This window comes from Nocardioides sp. P4_G4, from assembly GCF_056401085.1.
On record NZ_JBFUKA010000063.1, the window covers coordinates 1 to 25,005 of the forward strand.

General features: G+C 67.1%; 18 protein-coding genes. 4 read left to right on the plus strand and 14 right to left on the minus strand.

Annotation, left to right across the window (positions count from 1 at the left end; all coding sequences use genetic code 11):
• From AC1DQF_RS15055 to AC1DQF_RS15075, 5 genes are all read right to left on the minus strand, one after another.
• On the minus strand, positions 1 to 3,271 hold a 3,271-nt coding region (locus AC1DQF_RS15055; protein ID WP_477526030.1), incomplete at its 3' end, for a DUF4011 domain-containing protein.
• A gap of 335 nt (positions 3,272 to 3,606) precedes the next feature.
• Positions 3,607 to 4,491, minus strand: a complete 885-nt coding sequence (locus AC1DQF_RS15060; protein ID WP_477526031.1) for a PGN_0703 family putative restriction endonuclease — start codon at positions 4,489 to 4,491, stop codon at positions 3,607 to 3,609.
• Positions 4,492 to 4,549: 58 nt separating this feature from the next.
• Complete coding sequence (locus AC1DQF_RS15065; protein ID WP_477526032.1) at positions 4,550 to 8,032, minus strand: TM0106 family RecB-like putative nuclease; 3,483 nt, start codon at positions 8,030 to 8,032, stop codon at positions 4,550 to 4,552.
• A 15-nt stretch (positions 8,033 to 8,047) separates the two neighbouring features.
• Complete coding sequence (locus AC1DQF_RS15070) at positions 8,048 to 9,526, minus strand: ADP-ribosylglycohydrolase family protein (protein ID WP_477526033.1); 1,479 nt, start codon at positions 9,524 to 9,526, stop codon at positions 8,048 to 8,050.
• Positions 9,526 to 10,458 carry a TY-Chap domain-containing protein gene (locus AC1DQF_RS15075; protein WP_477526034.1) on the minus strand — a complete coding sequence of 311 codons (933 nt, stop codon included), beginning with the start codon at positions 10,456 to 10,458 and terminating at the stop codon, positions 9,526 to 9,528. The genes AC1DQF_RS15070 and AC1DQF_RS15075 overlap by 1 nt, the downstream gene beginning before the upstream one ends.
• A gap of 66 nt (positions 10,459 to 10,524) precedes the next feature.
• On the opposite strand from AC1DQF_RS15075, the gene AC1DQF_RS15080 reads away from it, so the two are divergent.
• Positions 10,525 to 11,214, plus strand: coding sequence for an NUDIX hydrolase (locus tag AC1DQF_RS15080; RefSeq protein ID WP_477526035.1), 690 nt, complete (start codon positions 10,525 to 10,527; stop codon positions 11,212 to 11,214).
• A 55-nt stretch (positions 11,215 to 11,269) separates the two neighbouring features.
• On the opposite strand, the gene AC1DQF_RS15085 is transcribed toward AC1DQF_RS15080, so the two are convergent.
• Entirely contained in the window at positions 11,270 to 11,458 is a 189-nt protein-coding gene (locus tag AC1DQF_RS15085; RefSeq protein WP_477526036.1) for a hypothetical protein, read from the minus strand.
• Between the two features lie 80 nt (positions 11,459 to 11,538).
• On the opposite strand from AC1DQF_RS15085, the gene AC1DQF_RS15090 reads away from it, so the two are divergent.
• Positions 11,539 to 11,802, plus strand: coding sequence for a hypothetical protein (locus AC1DQF_RS15090; protein ID WP_477526037.1), 264 nt, complete (start codon positions 11,539 to 11,541; stop codon positions 11,800 to 11,802).
• 110 nt (positions 11,803 to 11,912) lie between these two features.
• Here the strand turns inward: AC1DQF_RS15090 and AC1DQF_RS15095 are convergent, their stop codons facing one another.
• The 6 genes from AC1DQF_RS15095 to AC1DQF_RS15120 all read right to left on the minus strand — a co-directional run bounded on the left by AC1DQF_RS15095 (position 11,913) and on the right by AC1DQF_RS15120 (position 19,097).
• Positions 11,913 to 13,028: a hypothetical protein gene (locus tag AC1DQF_RS15095; protein WP_477526038.1), complete on the minus strand. Its 1,116-nt coding sequence runs from the start codon at positions 13,026 to 13,028 to the stop codon at positions 11,913 to 11,915.
• Positions 13,029 to 14,313: 1,285 nt separating this feature from the next.
• Positions 14,314 to 15,189 (minus strand): helix-turn-helix transcriptional regulator, encoded by an 876-nt coding sequence (locus AC1DQF_RS15100; RefSeq protein WP_477526039.1) that lies wholly within the window; start codon positions 15,187 to 15,189, stop codon positions 14,314 to 14,316.
• Positions 15,190 to 15,314: 125 nt separating this feature from the next.
• Positions 15,315 to 16,319 carry a WYL domain-containing protein gene (locus AC1DQF_RS15105; protein WP_477526040.1) on the minus strand — a complete coding sequence of 335 codons (1,005 nt, stop codon included), beginning with the start codon at positions 16,317 to 16,319 and terminating at the stop codon, positions 15,315 to 15,317.
• A 7-nt stretch (positions 16,320 to 16,326) separates the two neighbouring features.
• Complete coding sequence (locus tag AC1DQF_RS15110) at positions 16,327 to 16,824, minus strand: hypothetical protein (protein ID WP_477526041.1); 498 nt, start codon at positions 16,822 to 16,824, stop codon at positions 16,327 to 16,329.
• Positions 16,825 to 16,868: 44 nt separating this feature from the next.
• Positions 16,869 to 18,173 (minus strand): vWA domain-containing protein, encoded by a 1,305-nt coding sequence (locus AC1DQF_RS15115; protein WP_477526042.1) that lies wholly within the window; start codon positions 18,171 to 18,173, stop codon positions 16,869 to 16,871.
• Between the two features lie 27 nt (positions 18,174 to 18,200).
• The gene (locus AC1DQF_RS15120; protein ID WP_477526043.1) at positions 18,201 to 19,097 is read right to left on the minus strand and encodes an RNase H family protein; all 897 of its coding nucleotides are present in this window, start codon (positions 19,095 to 19,097) and stop codon (positions 18,201 to 18,203) included.
• A gap of 247 nt (positions 19,098 to 19,344) precedes the next feature.
• On the opposite strand from AC1DQF_RS15120, the gene AC1DQF_RS15125 reads away from it, so the two are divergent.
• Both AC1DQF_RS15125 and AC1DQF_RS15130 read left to right on the plus strand, forming a co-directional pair.
• Positions 19,345 to 19,722, plus strand: a complete 378-nt coding sequence (locus AC1DQF_RS15125) for a hypothetical protein (protein ID WP_477526044.1) — start codon at positions 19,345 to 19,347, stop codon at positions 19,720 to 19,722.
• Positions 19,723 to 19,728: 6 nt separating this feature from the next.
• Complete coding sequence (locus AC1DQF_RS15130) at positions 19,729 to 20,313, plus strand: hypothetical protein (RefSeq protein ID WP_477526045.1); 585 nt, start codon at positions 19,729 to 19,731, stop codon at positions 20,311 to 20,313.
• A 161-nt stretch (positions 20,314 to 20,474) separates the two neighbouring features.
• Here the strand turns inward: AC1DQF_RS15130 and AC1DQF_RS15135 are convergent, their stop codons facing one another.
• Complete coding sequence (locus AC1DQF_RS15135) at positions 20,475 to 22,886, minus strand: GmrSD restriction endonuclease domain-containing protein (RefSeq protein WP_477526046.1); 2,412 nt, start codon at positions 22,884 to 22,886, stop codon at positions 20,475 to 20,477.
• Complete coding sequence (locus AC1DQF_RS15140) at positions 22,883 to 24,691, minus strand: DUF262 domain-containing protein (protein ID WP_477526047.1); 1,809 nt, start codon at positions 24,689 to 24,691, stop codon at positions 22,883 to 22,885. Before AC1DQF_RS15140 ends, AC1DQF_RS15135 begins: the two co-directional genes overlap by 4 nt.
• Between the last annotated feature and the right edge of the window lie 314 nt (positions 24,692 to 25,005).

The window sequence follows — 25,005 nt, forward strand, 5'->3', positions numbered from 1 at the left end:
GCTCTGCCTCATGCGCAACCAGTGTCGTGGGGATCGGCATCGCTGGGCCGTCCTGGAGGACGAGCAACTCATCATGCGCGCTGTAGGCTGAAAGCCCCGCCGCGTTGGCGTTGTGGAGTTGCTGGGGATACTGGGTCAGCTCGAAGCGTGCGTTTCTGAGCCGTCGGCGGGCGCTTTCCATGGCCAAGTTGTCGGGGTTGACGCTGGCCGTGAGTGATCGCTTGAGCTGGGCGCGTACCTCTGCCGCGTTGGAGCCCTCGTGGTGAAGATTCAACGTGAAAGGGCCAAGACCGATCTCGTCCAGTCGCCGCTGCACCACCGCCAAAGCGGTGCCCTTCTCGGCCACGAAGAGGACCCGGAGCCCGGTCAGGAGGCATTCGGCGACCATGTTTGTGATCGTCTGCGACTTGCCGGTCCCGGGCGGCCCCTGGAGCACAAAAGTGCGGCCCTGCTTCGCCCAGAGGACGGCCCGTTTCTGAGTGGAGTCGGCCGGAATTGGAGTCTCCAACTTCTCCAACTCGTCATCGAAGACCTCGTCATGGGCAGCGTCGCCGACCGCCACGATCGCGGGGTCCGTGAAGGTCTCTGTAGGCGTCTCGACGAGATGCTTGACCAGCGGGCGGTCGAAGAAGTGGTCAGCGTGGAGGTTGAGGTCCTGCCACATCCGGAAGGCAGAAAGGTCAAGCGTGGCAATTCGCGCCTCACCYGACACGTCTAGCGGCAGGCCCCGCTCAGCAATCGCCTTGCGTACCTCGGCGAGCACGCCATCGACGTCGATGCCGGCCCGGTCTGCCAGCGGTTCGGAGAGTCCCGGGATCGAGAGGCCGTGCTCTCGCCGCAACCATTCGATGAGGGCAGCATTGGGGGTTGTCTGTTGTGAGGAGTCGAGCGAGAGGGTGAACTCTTGTCGACCCCGCGCTGCCGCGATATTCACTGGAACGAGGATGAGTGGGGCCTCCGCGAAGACCCCGGTCTTATAAGACCAACGCAGGAGCCCGATGCATAAGAAGAGGGGGTTCATCCCTCGCTCCTCGCGAGCGGTCTTGGCGCTGTGCGCCATCGACCGGATCTCCTTCACGAAGGTCGCCGAGCCGAGTGGTCCGAACTGGCCTCGTACACGACCGAACCTCTGAACGAAGATCTTCCGATCCCCGAGCTGCGCAACGAGCTCGCGCCGGTCGTCGGTCTCCCCCGACTCCACGAGTTGCATGGCGTTGGCTATGTCTCTGGCACGCCAGACTTCAGGGATGTCGTAGCCGCTGTGCAGGCTGAACGAGACGTCCTGATTGAGCTTGTCCTCCAGGAAACCGAGGCCCTCGGGCGGAAGAACGACCGGCTGAACTCTTGCGTTGCTGCCGAGGTTCAGAAGCGCATTGGTTGCATTCAAGCTGAACAGCGACGACTTCCACGTCCGGTAGCGCACCGGGTGGTGGTCGACCTGCCGCTCACGCAGACTGGCGGCCTCCACAGAGTCCGCCTGCACCTCTGTGACCACCGGCGCACTGCCCGCGCGGTACTCCACTATCTCCGTCACGCCGTCCTGGCGCTCGCTCACAGCTGGTAGGGGAGACACTCCTGCGCGTCGCGCGGCGGCGACGTCGATCAGTTGGATGAAGCCCTCGCTGACCCCGCGTCCCACGTTTGCGAGCCGCGCAATCCTGCGCGCCTCGCCCGGGGGGGTGTCTTTGCCTGCGGTGAAGGCCGTCGTCTCAATCACGCCCAACCAGTTCCCCTCGACCAGAGCCTGGATTGCGGCGGGGTCGAAGACCACGGGCGAGTCCGGATACCACTCCGGCTTCGGGCCTTGCTCGGGCAGCGGGTCCCGGCGCCAGTAGCCGACGAAGATGTGCCCGTTGATGAGCACCAAGACTGGGTGCAAGCCAACTTGCTCGATCACGGCCGCAGCGAGGACCGTAGTGTCCATGCAGGTGCCGAGACCGGCGTTCGCAACGTCACCGTGGTCGCGGATGCGCTGGCCTGCGTCACGATAGTCCCAGCCGGGGGGCGGCTCGGAGTACGCGATGGAGCGGGCTTGGAGCGCCTCGTAGATTGCGGTGACGGTCGCGTCAGCGCGCTCCTCCGCATTGGCGACATCGGGGATCTGGAAGGCGAAGAAGGATGAGTCGCCAGTTGCCAGTCCCAAGCGCTCGGCGGACTCGCGCGCGACTGCAGCGATCTCCGGGTGGTTCGGCCTGACGAATGAAGCGAGGAGCGACCGCGAGAGAATCGCTGAGCTGTGGCCCTCGGCACGCAACGCGTATTCGAGTGCTTCGAGCTCGCGCGCAACTACATCCGCATCTGGGTGATCCGGGTCCTCCTGCAGCAGATCGTCGAGCTCGTTCTTTCGATGGAGCATGCGTGTCCGCTGCTCGGAGCGACGGGGATCGCCCTGCCAGAACCACAGGTCGCGCGGCTGAACGTCGAGTGCTTCCTCGTATCGGGCGAGCACCCTCCCATTGGATGCATCTTCGAGGGTGATCAGGCAGTCAGCCCCACGACGCTCTTCGATCTGCGACATGACACGCGCCGAGAGCGGCACATTGACGCTGCCGATGGCCGAAGTTCCTGCAGGCAGCGCACCCTCAAACACGACCTTGGTGCCGAACTGAAGGTCAGCGTCGTGCACGACAACAGCGATTCGAGCGTGGTCCACAGCCTCGGAGAGGGCGACGGTGAGGTCTGAGATCTGCGGTATACGGGCGACTGACGATGCCCACGACCACTGGTCACTGACGTCCGCGCGCATCTGCGCGTCGATCATCTGCTGCTCGACGACGTGCGCCTCAGCGTCCGGACCTTCGATCACGTCAGCAATGAAGTCGACATCAGAAGCCTCGGACGAGCCCTGGCACTCCTCGGCTGCTGGCGCCGAAGGCGGCTCATGCGACGGGGTTGCCGCAGAGCGTGTCCAGTAGTCCAACGCTGCGTGCATCAGGTCGATGACTTGGCCGCGATCGGCGTAGCTGGACAGCTCCGACACATCAGCCACGAGCTCGCACTCCCCGTCGAGCCACGATGGCCTGATCGCGCTGACGAAGGAACGCGCCTGGATAGCATCAGCGTCCCCCACGAAGGGAACGACTCGAAGCTCGGAGCCTTCGGCCTCGACGAAAGTGATCGTGCTGGACGTCTCTTCGATAGCCAGCCAGTTGTGGTTTTCGCCGGGCACGATCTCTGCGCGCGACCCGGCAACGCGCGCGAGCGCCTCCGCGAGCTCGGTGACGATCGGATGCAGTGTGACGTGGGCGTCCGAGTTCACCTGATCAGTCATTCCGTACCCCTCGTTCGTCCCGATCCCCGTCATCAGGGCACTGCACCCCGGCGGGCTGCGAAAGCCCGACAACTGCACCCAACTCAAGCACACCGCTCGCGCTGCAGGGCATGAAGCTCTCATGGCTTCGAACCCGATGAGGACTGCTCGGCATTGTGCCCGAGACAAGGCGACGATGACTGGGTTTCAGCGAACGAGGAAGCCCACTCCCCGAGGTACCTCGCAGTGCGAGGACGCCGGCGATGGGGCTGTCCCGGATCCCTGGCCAGCAAGGTAGAGCAAGCAGCGGGGAAGGGCTCAGCCCCTTTCGCCACTGTTCGCGAGCAGGACGGCTGTCAGAAGAGGTACCTCTCTCGGAACTTCTGCTCGGTGTCGGGCTCGTGGAGGACGTGGGCGTCGAGAAGCGCTTCGAGGGTGACGTGGCTGAAGGTGGAGGCGTCCTGCAGCGCGTCCGTGTAGCGCTCAGCCAGTCGAGCGAAGGACGTGTTGCCTTCCGGGTAGACGAGGACATAGGTGCCCGACGTCCACACCTGGTCAGTGTCCTGCAGCATGGCGAGCACGAGGAGGTGGTCGCGCCACACCTGCTGGAGCTCGGCTCCGAGGATGCGCGTCTCCCAGTCGGCCTTGAACACGTGGGAGTCCTCGACGATCCGCCGATAACGGCCCAATCGCTTCACGACGTCCGGCGGAGACTCGCTGACGGCGTGCTCGTGGTACTTGGTCTCGATCCCGATGATGGTCCGAGACTCGCCGGGCTCACCGAAGAACAGCGCGACGTCGAACGCTGTGCCGTCACCGGTGAACCGGGGGTCGTGACGGCCGGGAGACSACTCGAACTTGATGCCCTGCCCCTCTTCCTGCACGTCCCACAGCGCCTTGCCTGCTGCAGACAGACGAGCGGGATCGCCGTGCAGCTCACCGAATAGGTTGAAGCACATCGGCATCGAGGACAGCAGATGGTTGAGGAGTCGCTCCCTGTTGAGCTGCTCTGACTTCTGCCGCTGCGCCTCGTGCAACCTGTGCTTCACGGCTTCGACGATCTGCGGGGAGAGGAAGTTGGCGTAGGCGTTGCCGTCTTGCTGGGTGAGGACGGAGCCGTTCTCGTTGCCGCGGGGTGTTCTCCGAAGCCCAGACCTTGCTGAGCCCGCCACGTTGCCTGCTGCTTTCGAGCCTGCCGCTTGAAGGCGGTCATTTCCCGGTCCCGAGGTGCGTTGTCCCATGCAGGCTTCAGAGGCCCCAGCAGTTCTGCACGCACGTCCATGGGTCGACCGTACGGCTTCACGGATTCACCTGACCGCGGCTTCGGTCCTGTGCCAAGGGCTGCTCCGCGCACAAGCCGATGAACGCYCCCAGCTCCAACAACCGGTCGACACTCGACGGCATGTAGCCCGTCAGTGAGGCCGATCGAACGACGATCGCCTTCCACTGGGCCCTCGAGACGGCGACGTTGACCCGGTTGCGGCTGAGCAGGAAGCCCATCCCACGGGGCACGTCCCCGTGCGACGAAGCCGTCATCGACACGATCGCGATGGGTGCCTCCTGACCCTGGAACTTGTCGACCGTGCCGACCCGCACGTCTCCCAGCCCCGCTTCCTTCAGACGGGCCCGGATCAGGGTCACCTGCGCGTTGTAGGGCGCCACCACCACGAAGTCGCACCGGTCGAGCGGGCGCGGCGCCGACGCATCGTCCGGATCGTCCCAGCGAGCGCCGAGGTGGGCGCGTACCTGCGCGACCACCTCGGCAGCCTCTTCGGGAGACGCCGTCTGGTTTCCTGCGTGCGGAACGGTCACGACCTCCAGTCCCGGCTGGACGCCTTCGAGGGAGCGCTGCGACGCCGGCACCGCAGCGTGCAGTCGCCCCTCGTAGGACAGCACCGAGACGCGTCCACACAGGGCTGGGTGCATCCGGTAGGACTCGGCGAGGAAGTAGCCCCGGTCCTCGGGCAGTGTGCGGTGTCCATCCAGGAGCCACCCGAGGGCTGAGGTGTCGACCGGCTCGGCGTGGGTCCCCTGACTCACCTGGGGCAGTTGTTGAGGGTCTCCCAGCAGAAGGAGTCGCCGGGCAGCGACCGAGACCGCGATGGTCGGGGCGAGGGAGAACTGCCCGGCCTCGTCGATGACCAGGAGGTCGAGGCTCTCCCGAGGAACCGTGTTGTCGTTGGCGAAGTCCCAGGCCGTTCCACCGATGACGCAGCCCTCCGCAGTGTGCTCGTCGAGGAACTTCGGCACGTCCTTCAGGCTGGTCCAGGCGGGGTCGGACTTCTCGACCTTTGCCTTGCCGACCAGCGCCGGATCAAGGCCCGCCTTGACCATGCCGTCGAGCATGTTCTCCACGACGGCGTGCGACTGCGCCACGACGCCGACCCGCCAGCCGTGCTGCTCGACCAGGCACTTGATCACCCGGGAGCCGGCGTACGTCTTGCCGGTGCCGGGAGGACCCTGGACCGCGACGTAGGAGTCGTCCATGCCGACCAAAGCCTCGACGACGTTGTCGATGGTCGATCCGCCGCGCGGGAGCGGGTACCCGCCGCGAAGTCGGGGAGTGCGCCGCGTCAGGATGTCCATCGCGGCTGAGTCCGATGGCCCACCCGTAGCGACGACGGCCTGGCCCACCCCCTTGATGGCGTCCTCGAGCCTGCCGACGGGCGGCGGACTGCCAGGCAGCAACGCCACCGGGAGGCCGGGGAAGGTGTCCTCCGACTTGCGGCTCTCGGTCAGCAACACCACCCGCGTGTCTGCGTCGTCGGGCTTCACTGCGGCGCTGTCGCAGGCAGCGTACGGAGCGCGTTCCGGACCGTGCGACTTCGACGGTGCGGGAGTCGCGTAGGCGACCTTTGCGCCCAAGCCGTCCTTGCTGCCCGGGGTCCACTCACCCACCAGCCGCACGAGTCGACGCTCGTTCCTTGCCCTGCCTTCGGGCACCTGCCAGTCGGAGACCACCTCGGCCGACTCGACCACGAACACGTCGCGGGCACCGGCCCAGTCGTCGATCGGGTGCATCAGCCGCTCGAAGTGCTCCCACCAGAACTGCTTGTTCTCACGACGGAAGAAGTCGAGGGACGTCGCAAGCATCGCGCACGCCTGCTCCGCAGCCGTGCGCTCGGTGCGCACCTCGGGCCCGGACAGATCCATCAAGCCAAGGAACACCGGGTCCTTGACCGTCAGCTCCTCACCCTCGACCGCGTTGGTGCGCGGCACGATGAGGTGTCGGACACCCACGTCCTCGGCTCGTGTCAGCAGCCAGTCGCGCAAGCGGAGGGTCGAGAGGCAGTCGTACTCGTTGTAATCCGCCAAGGCGGCCAGCCGCTTCATCGCCGCCGGCGGGTCCTCGGTCCGCCACGTGCGGAACTCGTGGTAAGCCACGACCGAGGCGCCTCCGTCAGACACCGCGTCGTCGTCGTCCGAGCGCAGCTCGTCACCCATGTACAGAGGCTCGAGCTTCTTGATGCTGTACGACGGGGCCGAGACCCGAACCGACGCGCGCACCGTGGCGTAGAGATCAACGAACACCTCGGAGCGCAGGAGGTCATCGAGCTCCTTCTCGCACGTCTGGTAGCGCATCGCGAGACGCTTGAGCGCCGCCGTCTCGTAGGGCGCGTAGTGATAGATGTGCATGTCCGGATCGATTGCTCGGCGCTTGGCCACCAGCTCCATGAACTCCACGAACGCCGCTCGTTCCTGAGCCCAGTCGTGGGCCCAGATCGGCGTGTAGTCGTCGTCGGTGCCGAGCACGCCCCAGAGGTACTCCAGCCCCACGCGCGAGGGGTCTCCCTCGTCGTAGAGCGGGTCGCCCTCGAAGTCGAAGAAGAGGTCGCCCGCCGACGGTGCCGGCAGTCGAGTGAGGGCTTCTGCCGCGCCGTCGAGCAGCTCGAACTCGACGGGTGCTCCTTCACCTGTATGTCGTTGGCTCCACTGGATCGCGGCCTGCGCGCGCAGCTTGTCGAACGTGGCCTCGGCCATGTCGCCGGGCCTGGACGTCGCCGCGGCGAGGTCGCCCATGGTCAGGATGCCCGCAGCCCTCAGCTTGCGACGCTGGTCCATGCGCAGGCCGGCCACCAGCACGAGGTCGTCGGCCTGCTCGGCCGCGTCACGGCACTCGGCGCACCCGCCGCAGGCGCGGACCCCGCTCGCCCCCCACTCGGCCGGCCGGCCCTCGGAGCGGTGCGTGCCGAGGAGCTCGCGCAACCGCTCGCGTCGCTCGGAGAAGACCGGAAGCACGTCGCTGAGCTGGAACTCCACGCGTTCGCCGTTGCCCAGCAGCAGCGCAACCCTGGAAGAGACGGGCAATCCCAGCGTGCGCATCTGTTCGGCGTAGGCACCCAGCTGCAGCAAGGCCTGAGGCTTGGCCTGACGCGCGAGCTTGGCGTCGCAGACGCGCCACCCGTCGTCGGCTCGCTCGACGAAGTCGGCGTAGCCGAAGAACTCCCCGTCCGAGAAGGCGGCCTGGTAGACGACCGGGGCATCGGAGAGGAGAGCCTCGAGAGTGTCGTCCCTCGCAGCCTGCAGCTTGGCCGCAGTGTGCGACCCCAGGACACGAGGCATCTGAACCACATCCCCGGATGCCAGGTACTCCGCGAGCAAGCGTTCCTCGTGCACGTCACCCAGCGCGGCGATGTGCCGCATCAGCGGATCCTCGGACTCTTGGAGCGCGGCACCCCAGCCCAGCTTGTGGTCGAGCGTGCGGAGGACGGCGTACTCGCACGCGGCAGCTGCGGTCAGGTCGGAGGCACTCCAGTGGAGTGCTCCATCGACGATGAACATCCTTGTGTCTCTCTCTCAAGCGGGTTCCGCAATTGAATCCCGGACGGCACTGTCGGCGAGGCGCTTCAGCGCATCCCGGAATCCCCGGTTCGGTCGCGCTGCCGGCAGCGCCCCACACACCGCCGGCAGCGCTTCTTCGAGCTCCACGCCTCGCAGCATGGAGTAGGCGATGGCGACCGTGGGCGTGCGCGAGTGGGCGGCGACGCAGTGCAGCAGCACGGTCTTGCCCTCGTCGCGCAGGTCGGCGACGAGTCGCGCAGCGTCCATCAGGACGAAGTCGAGGTTGGGGTTCTGCTCGGGTTCGGCCTGGTCCATCAGCCGGAAGTTGATGTGCTCGACGCCGGCGGGCACCTGGGTCCGACCGGTCAGGCACAGGCTGACGACGACGTCGACCTCGTCGGGCACCTCGTCCAGCACGGTCGCACCGGAGATCAGCACGCCGTCGTCATACGGGTGCGTGGCCAGTGCGGGCCGGCCGTACTGCAGGTGGGTGTAGTCGATGTGGTCGACCAGCGGCCAGCCGTACTTGCCGGCCGCCCCACGGTGGGCGGTCAGGTACGCCAAGTGCTCGAGGTCGCCGACGCGCAATCCGGGCCAGCCGTGCAGCACCCGCCGCCAAGAGGCCGGCACGGCGCTCATCCCCCACCTCGCGCCGAGCAGCGCGCCGGCGATCGCGGCGACCGTGTCGGTGTCGTGACCGATGCGGATCGCGGTGGTGAGCGAGTCGACGAGGTGGCCGCAGGCGTGCCCGCCCGTTGGCACGGGGGTGTGGGTGATCGCGGACCACGCCGCCTGCAGGGCGCCGACAGCCCAGCCGTTGCGTGTGAAGGACGACGGTGGCTCGGTCTCGGCTTCGAGCAGCAGCTCTCGCCACTCGTCTGCGTTGGGCACCCACGCAGCGATATCGCCGTAAGTCGGGAGCTCGCCGTTGAGCACTGCGTGGCGGATCATCAGGCACCAGACGGCGCACGCCTGCTGGGCGATGTCCTGGTGGTGGGTGAGGGCGCTGATCGCCATCGCGGCCTCGACGAGGCCCTCGGGGTCGTTGAGGTAGGCGAGAGCGACCGGGCCGGTGCGCATGAGGGAGCCGTTGCCGGCGCTGCGTCCGGAGCGCTCGTGCACGACGCGGGCGGCCTCGGCCATGTCGGCACCGGTCGGGTTGCGCCCCGCGCGGCTGAGGACCGCGGAGGTCTGGATGCCGACGTCGGCGGGGTCGCCGGCGTACCAGTCGGCGAAGCCCTGCGCGATCTGCGTGAGCGCCTCGGGGGTGCGCAGGTCGACGCCGGTGGTGGCGACCCGGGCGATGGCTACTGCCTGGGAGGTGTCGTCGGTCCACTCGCCGGGAGCAAAGTTGCCGAGGCCGCCGCCGATCATGGTGGGCACGAGGTCAGGTGCCACGTGGGCGAACTCGTAGCCGGCCCCGAGGCCGTCCCCGGCAGCGGATGCGATGAGCACGCCGCAAGCGCGGTCGACCTGGGCGGAGGTCAGGTTCATCACGCCACCCGCCCGCCGACTCGGAGGGCCAGGTCGTCGCGGGTGGCCGTCATCGTCGCCAGGAAGACGTCGACCATGGCGTCGAGGTGCCCGGGGGCGAACGGCAGCGCGGGGATCACGATGTGCTGCCACACCGTGCGCTCGCGCATCGACCACTTCACCAGCGGGGTGTCGCGATTGAGCAGGCCGATGTCCACCGCGGTGGCTCGGCGGGAGTGCACCCCGTGTACGACGCGGGCGAAGATCTCGACAGCCGGCATGTCCTCCCGGGCCCGCACCCAGACCGGCTGGTCGAGGTGGGTCATGACGACGTCCCCGTCGTCGTCGACGGCGGGCTCCTCGTCGTACTTCGCGTGGAGCGTCATGCGGATCATCGCCATCAGGTCGTCGCGGTCCTCGGGCTGCAGCACCATCGGCTCGAAGGGCTGCTCGACGGGCACGTCCTCGCTCGCGCTCAGCCCGAGCTCCGCTGCCCCGTCGGCGTTGCGCCCCCAGGCTCGGTAGGTCAGGAACTGCGGGTGGGCGACCCCGAACGCCTGGCGCAGTGAGGCGACCACGAGGGCCGCGATGTTCCTCGCGTCCTCGACCGGGCGCTCGACATACCAGTTGGGCTCGTCCTCCTCGTTGCCGCTCCACCCCATCGTCCGGAGCGACTCGCACCATTCGTCGGTCAGGACGTACGCCGGCGCGAGGTAGGCGTTGCCGCTGAGCTCGGCGCGCACCATCCCTGGGCCGAAGCCCGCGAACTGCGCGTAGGGCCGGGTGCCGTCGTCGTCGCCCTCGGGCAGTTCGACGATGAGGTGGTCGCTCTCGTCGCGCATCCGGGGCAGCTGCGCGGTTAGGCCRTGGGCCAGGTCGTTCCAGGCCTTGTCGAGCTCGTGGTCGGAGCTCTCGGTGTGGGCAGTCTCGCCGCCCTGGTGCCGGTCGTTCATGGCATTCCCCTTTAGCACCCTGTTGCCTCTAAACATTAACACGCGAATCGCGCTAATGTCTGCCGCATGGCTGACCTCGACTCGTTTCCCCGACCCGGTGTCACCGTCGATGTCGCTGTGCTGACCGTAAGCCGACCCTCCGAATCAATCCCCGAGCTGCGAGTCCTGGTGCAGGACCGTTGGGATCCCGCCGGCCGCTCACTGCCGGGTGGCTTCATCCGGGAACGCTGGACGGTCGACCGAACCGTCGACGACGTCCTGCGCCGCAAGGTGGGCATCGAGCCCTCGGACCGCAACCGTCCCCGGCTGCTCCGGCTCTTCGACGACCCCGCCCGCGACGACCGGAGCTGGGTGATCTCAGCGGCGCACTCGCTCTCCCTGCCGGAGACCGAGCTGTTGGACGCCAATGGCGACTTGGTGCCTGTGAGTTCCGACGGGCGGCTGCATGGCGAGCCGCGCCTGCTCTTCGACCACGACGAGATCGTCTCTGCCGCGGTCGAGGCGCTGCGAGAGCGCTACGAGATCCGCTATCGCTACGTCGACATCCATCCCGACCCCGACGGCTTCCTTCCCGAGCCCTTCACCCTGCGCCAGCTGCGCAAGGTGCACGAGGCGGTGGTGGGCGCTGAGCTGCACAAGGACAACTTCAACCGGCGCATGCGGGAGTACGTCGAACCACTCACGCGCCACGGGAAGGTCGTGGTCTCCGACGGGCTTCGGGGGCGGCCGGCGACGCTCTATCGAAAGTTGCGCTGATCGTGTGGCCCGTCGGCGGATCGCAAACCTGGACCGCCGTCGGCTCAGGTATCTCTCAACCGAGCTTGATTCCGTCGTCGCTGAAGCGTTCCTCAGTGCCGTCTTCATCAACGACTAGAAACTCGGTGTCCGAGACGGCGCCATATCGCTGGACCTTGCGAGGATAAGAAACGCGCACGCTGCCGCACCGGTGGCTGGTCACGATGAACTGGCTCGCGCTCTCATCGAATGCGACTTCAAGCATTGGCGACCCCTTGACAATTGGGCATTCACGGCGCTCCCACCGTAGTCGCGGAGTTGGGTTCCGCAATGGCGAACCGGAGGATGGGGAAGTCCAACGATCTCTGGCGCTACCTGATGCTCGCAGCCAGTCTCGAGGCCGCCGACACCCATGGGAGAGGCGCATTCGCAGTGGTGGCGCTGGAAGACGACCGCGGAGCCCGGGATGCAGTCGCGATCGTGGGTGGGCACCTCAGTGATCGGAAGCGACTGCTCTCGGCCTCACTTCAGGACCTGGTGGATGCCGCCGACAGCCTCCCTGGACTCGCGGAATGGAGCATCGCCTTCCGCCTGCGATACCTCTCCTGAGACCGATCGCGCCCCGGGGATGACGTGGGTCCGGGGCGCATCCTGGCGAACGTCGACCTAGATCGAACGGCGCGCCCATGTAGACCGGCGACGCTGAGGACTTGACTGGACTAGTCGACAGAGGCGAGTTGCGGGAGAAGGCCGAGGTAGATCAGTACGCCGTCAACATAGGTGGAGGCGTCTCCGTCCTCGTCGAAGAAGATGCGGCCACCCTCGGGCCTGATCTGCAGGAAGGCGGTCACGACCGCCGACTCTCCGGCCTCGCCCAGCAGGTCCTGAAGGCGACCGGCCCGTCGTCCCGGCCTGCGGATCTCTTGCCTCTGCGCGGAGAGCACCCAGGTGTCGTCTCCCTTCGGGAATGGCCACGGTTGCCCGGGACGCACGGAGCGACCGTCTTCGATGGCGCGCGCACCAGATGCGACGGGTACTACCGGCACTTGGAGCTTGGACAGCTGGTCTTTCATCCCCCGAACTTGCGCCGAGATCGCACGAGAAACCGTAAGCCCGGCGTCGATGATCGTTTCGACATGGGCCAAGCTGTCCGGGTCGAGCTGGGCTAAGGCGTGTTGCCAGTCGGGCTCCGCCAGAAGTGATTCGAGGACCTCCGAATGATCCAACATCCATTGCACGCACTCAACCGGGTCTTCCGGGAGTTCGTCGACGTAGTCCTTCGGCGCCCCTGCGTCAGCAATGATGTCTACCAGCATCTGACTGGCGAGTCGCCCCTCGTCCCCGAGCGCGGCTTGAACGGCCTCTGTGCCACGTACCTGCGTGGCACGCTCGATCAGCTTGTTCTGAAGGTGGAGTGAGCCAAACGCCACGGCATAGATGTGAGCGAGAGCTTCACCAACGAGGTTCGGCATGTCGACGAGTCCCGTAGGCGTGTCCTCGACCGTCCGGTGTTGGTTCTCGACCTCGCGATGGTGCGCCGCAGCGATGTCGGCCTCTTGTTGCAGACGCTGAATGTGCGAGCGGGCATGACGCAGTTCTTCTTGAAGTTGCTCAGCTTCCATCTTGGCGGCGCCGGCTGTCTCGAGCTTGGTTACAAGCTCAAGCTCCCGTTCCTGGGCCGTGTCGAGCTTCTCCTTAGCGGCGTTCAGAGCCACCTCGGTTTCGAGACGCTGCTTCTCGAGTCTTGCGTTCTCGCGTGCCAACTCGACCGTTTCAGCCAGGGTAGCTTCGGCGGGCACCGCCCCGGTTTCTAGTTCGCTGATTCGAGAACCCATGTCGCGGATCCGGGATGCACACGGCAATCGCAGTTCGTAGGCGGCGCGTCGCAATCTGGTTAGTCGCTCCAGGACTGCAACCGTGCCATCTGCGGGGACGAAGTGGCAGTGGACGTTTCGTGCCCAGGCAGCATCGCGTAGCCGCTGGTTGAAGGCCGAGTGCACCACTTGCATCGCAGGTGTCGCACGCGCGGGTGAGTCATGCCGTCTAAACTCCTGGAGCCAGAACCCGGGGTCCGTGGCGGAGACCCTCGGTTGTCCAGGCTGGCGAGGGACTGCGTCCGTCCACTCTGGGCCGAGGCGCCGGGACATGAGAGGGGAGTACTTTGCGGCCGCATCCTCCCCCATCCACTGGAGGGCGCGATCCACGCACGCCCGTAGAGCGGATGGATCCAGGGATGCGGGCAAGTGGGAGTCGCCTGCGTGAGTCGGTGGAGTGTCAGTCAACTGTTTCCCCACTTCGTCACTAAATAAGGGCGCACTGACACGCCGGATGGCTAGGCCGCGAGCCTACGCACATCTCGGGCAACAATGACCCGTTTCCGTAATCGCCCGCTGCGGGCTTCTCGCGGGTATCGCTTGTTCACCTCGGCCAGATGTTGAGGAGGCCCGCGGGCACCAGCCACACCCGCGCGACGACGGTCGCGAGCTTGCGCGCCCGCTCGGCGACGAGGTCCTCATCCCGCACGTCGCTGGCGGGACGTCGTAGTTGAGCACCAGCGACTTCTGCTTTGCCAGCTCGGCTTCTTGGTGTCCAGCCGCCCGGATCGGCCACGTCCAGATCAGCCCACAACCGATCCAGGTCGCTCGGGCGAGTGAGGAACTTGCGGCCCCGCCACAGCGGTCGCCCGTCCATCGCGAGGGTGGCCTGACGCTCTGCTCGGCGGGCACATCGACACCCAGCATCAGTGTCATGGTGCGTGCTCCCGTCAGTCGCGGATCGAATCGAGTGACTGACCGGCACGGCCACCAGACATCTGTAAGTAGGAGTCCACCCAGATCCACGGCTCCAAGTTCCAAAACAGGGACACCGCATCGACCAGACACGAGCCCGCACACGACCAATCACTCCTCAGAGATCACAGCGGGTCCCGGTCAGAGGTCCGGGCCGCCTGCGGGCTCGTTGCCAATCTCAATGTCGGTGGCGAGACCTATCGTCGGGCCATGGCGAGATGGATCTGCGAGTACTGCACGTCGACCGGCACAGTGCCCGAAGGCGACAGTGCCGAGCAGATGAGCTGTCCCAACTGCGGTGAGCCTGTGATGGAGGAGTGGTGAGCACTGCTCAGCCCGTCGGGCGCCCTGCCGACTCGTGATGGTGCAGGAGTTCCTCGACGAGGCCAATTGAATCGGGCAGGACCGCTCCCGGTGAGATGATGCGGGTCGAAGGACCGCTCGCCAGCATGATCAGGCCCACCCGTTCCCCCACCGGCGCCAGCAGGTCGAGGTCGGCGGTGAAGGTCTCTTCGTCCTCGGTCACGACCGTCACCCTCTCGGCGTGCTGCCGCGCAGCCCAGCGGGCGTCCTGCTCGAGCTCCATCCGAACGGTCGTCGTCGCGCGTTGCTTCGCCAGCAGGGACTCCGCGTCCGACGGCGGCTCGAAGCCCTCGTCGAGCACCTCCACCAACCTGATGTTCGACAGCAGGAAGGTCCGCAGGTTGCCCTCCGGCCCAACGGGGCCAGCATCGACCTCCCACCCGCGGCGCGTCTGGACGAGCCGCAGGGGCTCGATGACCCGGTCGGTCACGCCGGGCCTCCAGGCTCGCGAATAGAGAATGCGGACCTTGCGCTGCTTCTCTTGCGCGTCCTGGAGATCCTTCACGTGGCGGTTCCAGTCGCCGACGTACGGCGTCGCAGCCGGTTCGCCGTACATCGTCTCGGCGATGACTGCGAGCGCTCCTGCCAGGTCGGCGTCGTCCGGGTCGACCTCCAGCAGCGCGGCACCGGCGGTGTAGATGGTGGCAAGGTCGCCGGCTGAGACGTGCTCCGCACCGATGCCGGGCGTGGCATCCGGGACGATGCGTACGAGGGTGCGCGCGGCGCCGTTCGTCTGGTCGTCATCCTCCTCGGGCTGGACGAACTCCAGTGCCGGCCTGTGAAAGATGTCGAAGGACCACCCCCACGACTCCAGGTCCAGGTAAGCGACAAGGTCCTCGCGCATCGTGTCCTCGTCCACTCCGAACTGGGCCGCCAACCGGCGCAGGCTCAGCCCGTCGGGATAGGCCGAGAGGACGTTGATGACCTCGGGCAGTCGCGCGAGACGCTGGAGGAACTTGGGGGCCGCCATCACAGGCCGGCCATCGCGCGGAGCTCGGAGAGAAGCTCGCCGTACACCTCGGCACCCTGCGTGATCGTCACCCTCGGCCCGAGGACGTAGAGGCGGGCGCGGAAGGCTTGGCGATGGGTGACGACGTACGTCAGATCGACTGCGTCGTCATGCTCGACCTGCGAGTCAGGTTCATTGAGCCACCGAACGACGTCGGGCACGAAGTCACGTGCGGTGCGCAGGGTGACGCGCACCGGGGGGTCGACCTCCCAGCGGAGCGGGTGGAGGGGGATGCGCTGGACCGAGGGCACTTCGGCAGCAGTCCCGGGCGGGTCCAGCGAGAGGTCGCTCATCTCGCCGACCACGAAGTGCTTGAGGATGTCGAAGCCGTCCTCGACGCCACTGAGGTACCACTTGTAGTTCTGGAAGCGGACCGTCCCAGGGTGAACGAGACGCGGGGTTCCCTTGTAGGTGAACCGAATGCGGCTGTGCAGTTGCACCGACTGGAGTGCGAGGGAGAGCTTGTGTCCCCTCGGCTTCCGGATCGCGATGCTGCCGATCCCTTGCGCAAACGAGGCAGGTCGTACACCAAGTCGCTTCGCGATGTCCCCACGATCGGCGAGCAGCACCGCACGCTGGAGCGCCGCTCGCTGCGCAGACGAGAGCTTGACGTGAAGACGGTTGTCGCCGCTGACCATCCGGTAGCGACCCGGCATGCCTGCGGGCGCCACGTTGTCGATCTGCCACCCCTGCTTGCGCAGGTTCTTGAGGTCCAGGCTCAACTGGTCCTGAGGCGCGGCCTGGCCTCCGTACTCAGCGACCTCGAGCAACCGCTCGGTGGTCGCTCCCACCACTCCCGCGTCGTCGAGGACCGCGAGGATGCGAACCAGGCGTTGCATGGCCTTGACCGCGCTCGGACCTGGTGGCATTGGGCGTCTCCCCCGCTCGGCTGCCTGTACGGCGACCATCGTGCCTCGAATCGATCGGGCGCGGGGTGAAACCGGACTGCTCAGCAGTCGTCGCACACTCCGGTCAGCGGCAGTGCGAGGTGACAGGTCGGGCACACGTCGCCGTACACCTGGGCGCGGTGTGCCCCGAGCGCGAGCTGTCGACGTACGCCGGGAGGTTGATGCGCTCGCTGCCGACCCAGTAGTAGGTCTTGCCGAAGCCGGCGACGGTGCGACCCTCCCGGCCCAGCGCGCCGTAGGTCAGGCTGTGCACGGTGAAGACCTCGTCGTGCTGGACGAACCGCAGCGCGTCGAGCACGGCGTCGTGGGCCTCGACCGGCACACCGACGCGGCGCATGGCGTCCTCGATGGTCGCGAAGTGCTCGCGGCCGTGCCCCTCCTCCTGCGCTCGCGACCAGTCACAGACCCGGTGCTGGAGCCGTTCGGAGGGGGTGGCTGCGTACGCGTCGGTGCCCACGAGGTGGGGGCACTCGGGCCGGTGGACCCTGGTGCCCGTGGCGGTGCGGAAGTAGGCCCGCGCTGATTCACCGGCGGCCTGGAACTCGTTGATCGTCTCGCTCATGGGAGCAGATTGCGCCCAGGGTCCGAAACAATCCGATCGCGACGTCATCGGTCGCCCCGGTCACGCCGCGTGCGGCCGCGCTTGCGGTTCATCTGGTGGTAGGAGTCGCGCGACATCTTCGACATCATCGCCGCACCCGTCGGCCCGCTCATGTCACCGAGGTGCTCCATGCGGGCGACGTCGTCGAGCTCGAGCTGGATCTCGGGCTTCAGTGCCTCGGGCGCGACCTCGAGGGACCGCGTGAGCCGCTGCTTGGTCTCGCCGATGAGCCGCTGGCCCACGTCGAACCTCCCGTGCTCGAATGCCTCCGACGCCTGCCGCTTGACGTCCTGCGCCTCCTGGAAGAGGACCTCGGACTCCACGGTCGGGTGGGCCACCCGGCCGGCGGCCTCGTCGCCCGGCACCACGTTGACGGTGATGGGAAGAGACACGACCTGCTCGACAAGGCCGGGCAGCTCGACATACGCCAGCTCGAGCGTGGCGACCCGAGCCAGGCCGAGCTGGCTGAGCGCGGGCACCTTGAGCTTGAGGAGCACCTTGCGGGCCTCCTCGGAGAAGAGGTCGCCGAGCTCGATCATGACCTGACCGTCGCCGAGCTGCTGGGCGGGCAGGTCGTTGTAGAGCCGCAGGAACTCCACGGCGGGTTCGAACCTCACCGTTAGCGACACTGCCTGGACGACCTTGTTGAGCAGGCCGTGGACCTCGCCGGCGATGGCAGCGGCGGCCGCGTCGGGGTCCTCGGCGAAGACGTGGTTGCCCGAGCCGGACCTGGCGATCGCGGCGAGTAGCGTCTCGTCGTACCCGCGTCCGTAGCCGAGCGTGGAGGTGACGATGCTGTCGGCGTAGGCCTTGGACGTGACGGCCGCGAACTCGTCCGCGTCCCGAATGCCGGCGTTGACGTGGCCGTCGGAGATGACCAAGACCGTACCGTTGCCGCGCTTGTCGCCGTCGGTCTGGATGACGCGCCGGATCTCGCGCAGGCCGCGGAGGTAGCCGGCCGACAGGTCGGTCGTGCCGCCGGCGTGGACCGCCTGGATCCGGTCGATCACTGCATCCTTGTCGATCAGCAGACCTGCAGGCACGACGACCTGGGCGGAGTCGTCGAAGGTGACCAGCCCGAAGTTGTCGGTGGGGTCGAGCCGGCGGACCAGCGCGATGAGCGCTCGCTTCGCTCCCTCGAGCGGCGCACCGCTCATGGAGCCGGAGCGGTCGAGGACCACCTGCAGCGAGGCCTGCGGCCGAGCCACGTCGGCGATGGCGGCGGGCGCCGCGAGCTCGAGGAGCACGGCGACCTCGTCCTCGGACTCGTGGGCGACGACGTTGACGTCGAGCAGTGCGTTGATCTTCATGGGTCCTCCAAGGCATCGATGGGAAGCTCAGGCCGCGGTGGCGGACCGAGTGGTCTGGTGTGCAGCGATGAAGGCGTCGGCGATCTCGCGGGCACGCCATGGCACGTCGTCCGCGGTGAAACCCCAAGTACCCTCGGCGCCGCGGCGGGCGAGCTTGGCCAGGGAGTCGGCTCCCTCGTTGAGCGGGTCCCCCGCGTGGCCGCGCACCCAGCCGATGTCGAGTCGCGGAGCCTCCGTGCGGACCTGCTCCTGCATCCACAGCAGCCCGCCCTGCTTGACCGCGGTGTGGTGGGTCGCGGCGTACCCGTCGGGGAGCCTGTCTCCGCCGACGGCCCACTCCTCCACKAGGGAGACCGCAGCGCGGCAGTCGGTGCGGATCACCAGGTCGCGGTGCGGCAGCGCCGAGATGGCCTGCGAGATGGCGCGGAGCTCGGCGAGCACGGGGTGCCTGCGCCTGGCGCACTGCCTGACGGACGGCGTCTCGGTGCCGTGCCCGTGCCGTCCGTCCTCGGCGAGCCACCCCCAGCCGATACGGCCGCGGGTGGCGGAGTCGTCGGTGGCGACGGTGAGCGACCCAGTGGGTGGAGCCACGACGGGCCGCGCCGGCCTGAGCGCACGCATGGCGGCGGAGCGGAGGGCAGCATCGCCGGCGGCGTAGGCCGCGAGGCTCACACCCGTGAAGTGGGCCTCCACCTCGGCGGCGTACGACCACAGCCGCGCGGTCGGCGGCAGGGTCACGACGATCTCGGCCGGGACCCGAGCCTGCAGGACGGGATAGGCGACCGCGAGCGCGCAGATCACGGCGTCCTCCCGGTCGTGCGCGTGGATTGACCCGGTGGACCCAAAGGTCTCCCCCATGAGGCTCCAGGTCCACCGGCCCGACCCGAAGTCGGGCTCGAGTGACAGTGCGATCCGCTCAGCCATCTCGTCCTCCTTCTTCGGCGTCGGGTGTGCGTACTGTGCGCCCGGGGTCCGAATCATTGGCCCTCGCTCGCTCGGATGCCTCGGGCTGTCGGTCGACGCCGTCCACGGCGCGACTCGTATTCCAACCGATCCCCTGCGCGACGGGATACGCGCCCAGTAGCGTCAGGCGCGGACGACCTGCACGGTTCGGCACAGGGAAGCCGCTGCTCCGGGTACAAGGCCGAATCGGGTACGAACGGTGGGGGACATGTTGGACCGCTCGATTTGGCGGACGTGGAAGCCGTACGTGGCTCTGGTGATTCTCGCCGTAGGAGCAACTTGGTGGTACACGAGTCAGTCCTCATTCGCGAAGCTCAAGGACGGTGCCTACGCCTGCACGGCGGTCCATGTGAACGCCTCCGGGAAGTATGAGGTCCTCGTTGATGAGAGGGGGACCCCGTACTCCGCGATCTCGGCATCGGTCCGCAACGGTCGGCTTGCCAGCCTGTCGGGCGCTACGCCGATTCCCGCGGATCAGCTGAGTTCTCTCACTGTGAGGAAGAGTGGCAACTCCCGCTTCCACGCCACCAACGACCCCGCGATGCATAGCTACAACGCTGTCGCCTGCGACTACGCCGGCGGGTGATCCACGATGGGCATCGGCCGGCCACTCAGTGTCGCCTTGATGGCGGCGGTGTTGTCGAGCTGCGCGTCCTCTCCCTACTCACCCACGGGCGCCAACGCGCTCGATCAGGCGAACTCGGGCGAAGGACTGAAGCCGCCTTCCTGCAGCTCGTTGTTCAGGACGATCCTGAGGCGAGAACGCAGTGGCGACACTGCAGGCGCCATCAACGCGGAGCTGGATGAACTCGGCGATCGCTGCCCTAAGAGGTACCAGGTGTTCGTCGACTACGTGTCCATCAAGGGGTTCGCGAATGCCGGCGCCGGGGGTCCTTGCGCTGAGTACTCCGCCTACGACATCCAGGCTGAGGCGCTCAGAATGGCTCGTCGGGATGGGTACTGCTCAGATGAAGACCAGGTCACCGCCGTCCCTGCCCACGCAGCCTGGAACTGCAGCTACTCGCCGACGTACAACAACGACTGGCACGACGACACGGTGTGCATCAACGGCAGCGAACAAGTCCGGCCCTACCTGCGCGGGTGGGACAGCTTCGTCACCGAGGCGGAGCTCATGGAGTCCGCACACGAGTACGAGGCGCACCTCAACGGCGGCTGAGGACGATGCAGGCCAGCGTCCATCCGCGTTGCGAGTGAACCTGACGCAGATGTTCGGTCAAGAACCGTCCGCGGCGCGCCCGGGCCTGTGGGGTTGGGGTGTGGCGGACGGACAGGTGAGGCCGTCACAGCGCTGCCTCCGGGCACTGAGGAGCCAGGCCGTTAGCCTGCCAGGTCGCGCACGAGACGGACGCACAGTTGGACCCGGTCCTCGCTGTCGACCGGCCGTCCGACGCCGGCGTCACGCTGCTTCACAAGCACCCGGCCGTCGTCGCCGGTGCTGTAGGTCTCGCCGATCCGCGCGACCGCAGCGCGGACTTCGGCGTCGGCATCATCCGGCACCTCCACGGTGAAGCCGTCCTCCACGCACCTGATCGCCGCGCGACGCACAGCCATGCCGGCGTTCTCGCGATACCACTGCGGTTTCGACGCGACGTCGTCGAGCCCACCCTCGGTCCAAGCAGCGAGGAGCAGCGCGTCGCTGAAGTAGGCGCTGTAGTGGCTGCCGTGCAGGATGTGCAGCCTCGCGTAGCCGAAGCCGCCGTCAGCAGGGTCGTACTCGCCGTGGAAGAAGCCCTGGCCGACCCTGCTGCGCGCTCCGGGGTAGCGGACCAGGTAGTAGCGCCAGTCAAACTGACTGCTCGACTCCCGGTCGGCGCACCAGTCCTGACAGATCTTGGTCAGTACGTCGCAGGTCGACGTCGCCCCCGCCGTCAGGCGTGCTTCCACGTCATCGAGCAACGCCATCAGTGGCCCGCGGACACGGGCCAAGCTCTTCCGGGAACCAATCGTCAGGATCTCGCGCCAGGACTCGTCCAACTCGGAGCTACCGAGCTGCCGCTTGCTGCCCTCCCACCCGACGTCGCGGGAGTAGTCGCCGTACGTGAGCAGCGCGGCCCCGAAGACGTCACGCAGCTCCGGCGCGGCGACAAGGGCGAACGTCGCAGCACGTCTGGGCAGCGTCGCGGCGTCGAGCTCGAAGGACAGCAGTCGCCCGCGGACTACGGAGTGGTCCTCGACCGCGTGAACGGCGTCGCGCACCTCAGGGGAGCTCTCATCGATCAACTCCCACACGCGCACCTGGTCCGCCGCCCAGTCGGCGTTGAAGGACTGCTTCTTTTCGTCGAGCACGCCGTCGACAATGAGGCTCTCGACGGTGTTGAGGTAGTCGGGCATCCGCTTGCGCTGGATGACCGCGGACTCGACGAGGTTGCGCAGTGTCCGGAGCCGGCGGTGCAGGTCTGGCTCGCTGAGCTCGTGGCCGGGCTGGCGAGCGAGCAGGACGGCGTACAGGAGCAGCATCTCGGGGAGGGTCAGACCGTTATCTGAACTCACACAGATCCCGAGTAGGTCGGGAGCCGCCGAAACGAGGAGCGGCAAGGGGCCGGCGCCGACGTCACCCACCCGGAACAACTGGGAAAACACGACTGTCGGGTGCTCACCCTGCTGGCACCACGTGTCGAACGCGTGGCGGAAAAGATCCCGGTTGCGCTCGGCACTTTTGTCGTCGGGGCCGCCACCGACGAGGGCGAGCCGCGCACGTTCCTCGAGCGTGCGCTCGTGCTTCCCCTCCTCATCGCTCCACCGGCGTCCGGGTTCGCGGTCGCGCCACTCGCAGACCTCGATGAGGAACCCGAGGTAGCGCATGAAGGCGCCGTCGACGGTGACCTTCAAGGGCGGTGCGGTTCCGGCCATCTCGGCGGCAGCGCGCGCCTTGCGCGACGCCTTCTCGTACTCCCAGAAGAGGTCGGTCCACCCGCCGTCGAAGCTCCGGGTCACGTGTTGGTGCTGCGCCGGGGTGAACACGCCCGCAAGCGCGTCCTCCAGGTCGGCCTTGAGCACCTCGAACTTGGTGAGCGGCTTGCCGCGAGAGTTCATCTTGAGGTAAAGGTCCTCCCCGCGGCCGAGGTCGGCGACTGGGAGGAAAAGGAACCAGATCTTTGGTGCGACGCGGTCCGACAGACGTGCCCAGGCCGCCGCGGCGTCGGCTCCCGTCGTGGCTGCAACCTCCAGCGTGGCCTCGTGGATCTCGTCGAGCATCACCAGCATCGAGGCGATAGTGGGGTCATCCTGCCAGGGGTAGAGATACCACGGCTGGTCGGTGATCCAGGCAGAGGGCGCCCCCGCCTCGTCGGGAAGGGGGTGCTCGCGCAGCGCCGCGGCGAAGTAGCGCGCGCTCGGCCGGGTCGCGTAGGAGAAGCGCAGCCACACCGCGTCGCGGTCGAGCACGCCGGCACGGGAGGCGACGTACCAGTGCAGGAGGTAGAGCGTGGTGAGACGCTGCTGCCCGTCGAGCGGCTCCAGCAGGTGGTGCTGCCCGGCGTCGCGCTTCCGGACATGCACCCCGCCGTACACGAAGTCGAGACCGACCCCTCCTTCGGGCACGCCGGCGGCGCCGTACGCCGCACCGACGACCGTCCGGGCGAAGCGCCGACGGATCGCCGTGATCTCGTCGTCGGCCCGGCCCTGAGCGTAGTCGCGCTGAATGATCGGGATCTCGATCCCGGTGATCCGTGGCCGGTCGTCCTCGGGCTCGTCGAAGAGTCCGAGGTACGTCGTCTGGTACCCCTTCACGCCGAAACCTCGTGCTGGTCGTCCGCCTCGACCGCTTCGTTGGCCACTACGGGGGGCGCGTCGGTCAGGAACCGTCCGACCCGAAGAATCATCTCGTCGTAGTAGAGCCGACGATCGCTCGGTCCCCACAGGGAGGCCTGCTCCTTACCGTTGGTGTAGTACTTCAAGAACACGTTTCGGGTGCACGGCAGGAGGTAGACCCCCTGCTTGTCGAGCTTGAGCATGCGGTCGCGCTTGAGTGCGAACACGGCGTTGTTGAACATGCTGTTGATCTCGCGCTGCAGGAGCGCGAGGTTGCCGAGGCTGTGAGTGTCGTCGTCCGAGGCGGCATCCGGGGCGTCGAAAAGCGTGATCACGCGGTCGCGCAGGCGCTCGAAGCCGGGCCCGTCGACCTGGGTAACTGGACGAGCGAGGTGCGTCGCGAGGTCGGCGAGCAGCGAATCGACCACCTGCTGCGACTCGCTCGACCATGGCTGTTCCGCGATCTTCTCCTGGTGCATCGCCAGCCATTCCCGGCGACCCTTCTCGTCGTCGGGCGCCTCGGAGCGTTGGGCGTGGATGTGCTCGAGCGACCATCTGCCAGCGGCGTAGGCGTGGAAGCTAAACCGATGGGCGGGGTCAGCGCTGGCCAGCACGGTCTCGACGTTCATCAGGAGAAGCACTCGGGTGCAGTCGCGGTCGGTCTTGGTGCCTTTTCCGTAGCGGAGCAGGGAGACGTCATCGCTCGACAGCCCAAGGCGCTGGCGGGTACGTCCCTCGAGCGCTTCGCTAAAAGCCGAGTGAGTCAGGCCACGGGACAGGTTGACGAGCTCGGTGATCGAGTCTCCGATCGCGACGAGGTAGCCGATCCGGTGGTAGAGCCTGCGGTCCTTGAACCACCCCGTGAGCAGGCCGTGGTGCGCGACGACGGCCCTCCAGAACGCCTCGACGCCTCGAGCCTGGATGTGATCACGCGCGCGTCCGAACAACCAGTGGCGCGACTCGTCTCGCTCGGCTTCGCCGGTGCCCGATGGCGAAGGCATGGTCTCGAGCAAGAGGTCGATGTAGGTCGAGGGTTCAGAGTCWCTGCCCGTGAGGAAAGCCCAAAGCGGCCGGTCACGCAGATCCAGCTCAAAGCGGTCCCACTGGGCTGCCACTTCTTCCCGCCGCTCGACACCGCTGGACGACAGCACCAAGGCCTTGACGAGCTCGGACTCGGTAAGCGCGATCCGGTCGCGGTTGAGCCGGATAAAGAGGTCAGTCGGCGACGTTTCGGCCGGCGCCTCGTACCAGATCACGTAGACCCACTTGGCAAGCGCGGTATGCATCAACGTTGCCGCGAGGCCGGCGTTGCCCTGCTCCTCGAACCACTTCTCGATCTCGGCGTACGCCGTCGCGATGTGACGGTAGTCGATGTTGTCGTCGGCGAGGCCTGGATCGAGCGAGTCGAGGAACCTCGCGCTGTCCTCACGGGTCTCGTAGGACAGCTGGTAGCTAAGTCGTGCGCTCGGCAGGTGTCGCTGGATGTACTTCACGACCAGGTAGAGGGTGGTCAGACGCTGCTGCCCGTCAACGAGCTCCCACGACTCGACCTCCCGGTCGTCGCGGCGGATGACGACGACGGGCTGCAGGAAGTAATCGGAGACCTTGCGGTCCTGGGCCTCTGCCTCGCGCTCGTTGGCGGCGATGTCCTCCAGCAGCGCGCGCACTTCTTCGCGGCCCCAGCGATAGCCACGTTGGTACGCCGCGACCAGGAAGTCGCCTTGGATGTAAGGGGCGCCGGCTCTGCCCTGGATCACGAGCCGCGGCTCCAGTGTGGCGTCCATGGCATCGCTCCCGAGATGTCGGCATTTCGTCAGGTCGTCCGATGACCCTAACGCGAGTCAACCGCCTGGCGGCCGGACAAGCGCACGGCCTTGAGGTCGAGCGCGTCGCTGCGGTCCTAGCGAACTTCGCTGGCCCGGCCAGCAGGCTCCGTTGACCCCGATCCTGCCCTGACACTTGGAGAAGGGGCGGGCTGTGCGCTGAATGCTCAGCGGTCAGCGCCTACAACGAAGGCGTCTGGAGCGTAGCGAGGCTGGTCGCACACGGACGCCTAACGCGTGAGCCAATGAGTCATTAGGTTCTTGAGGCAACGACG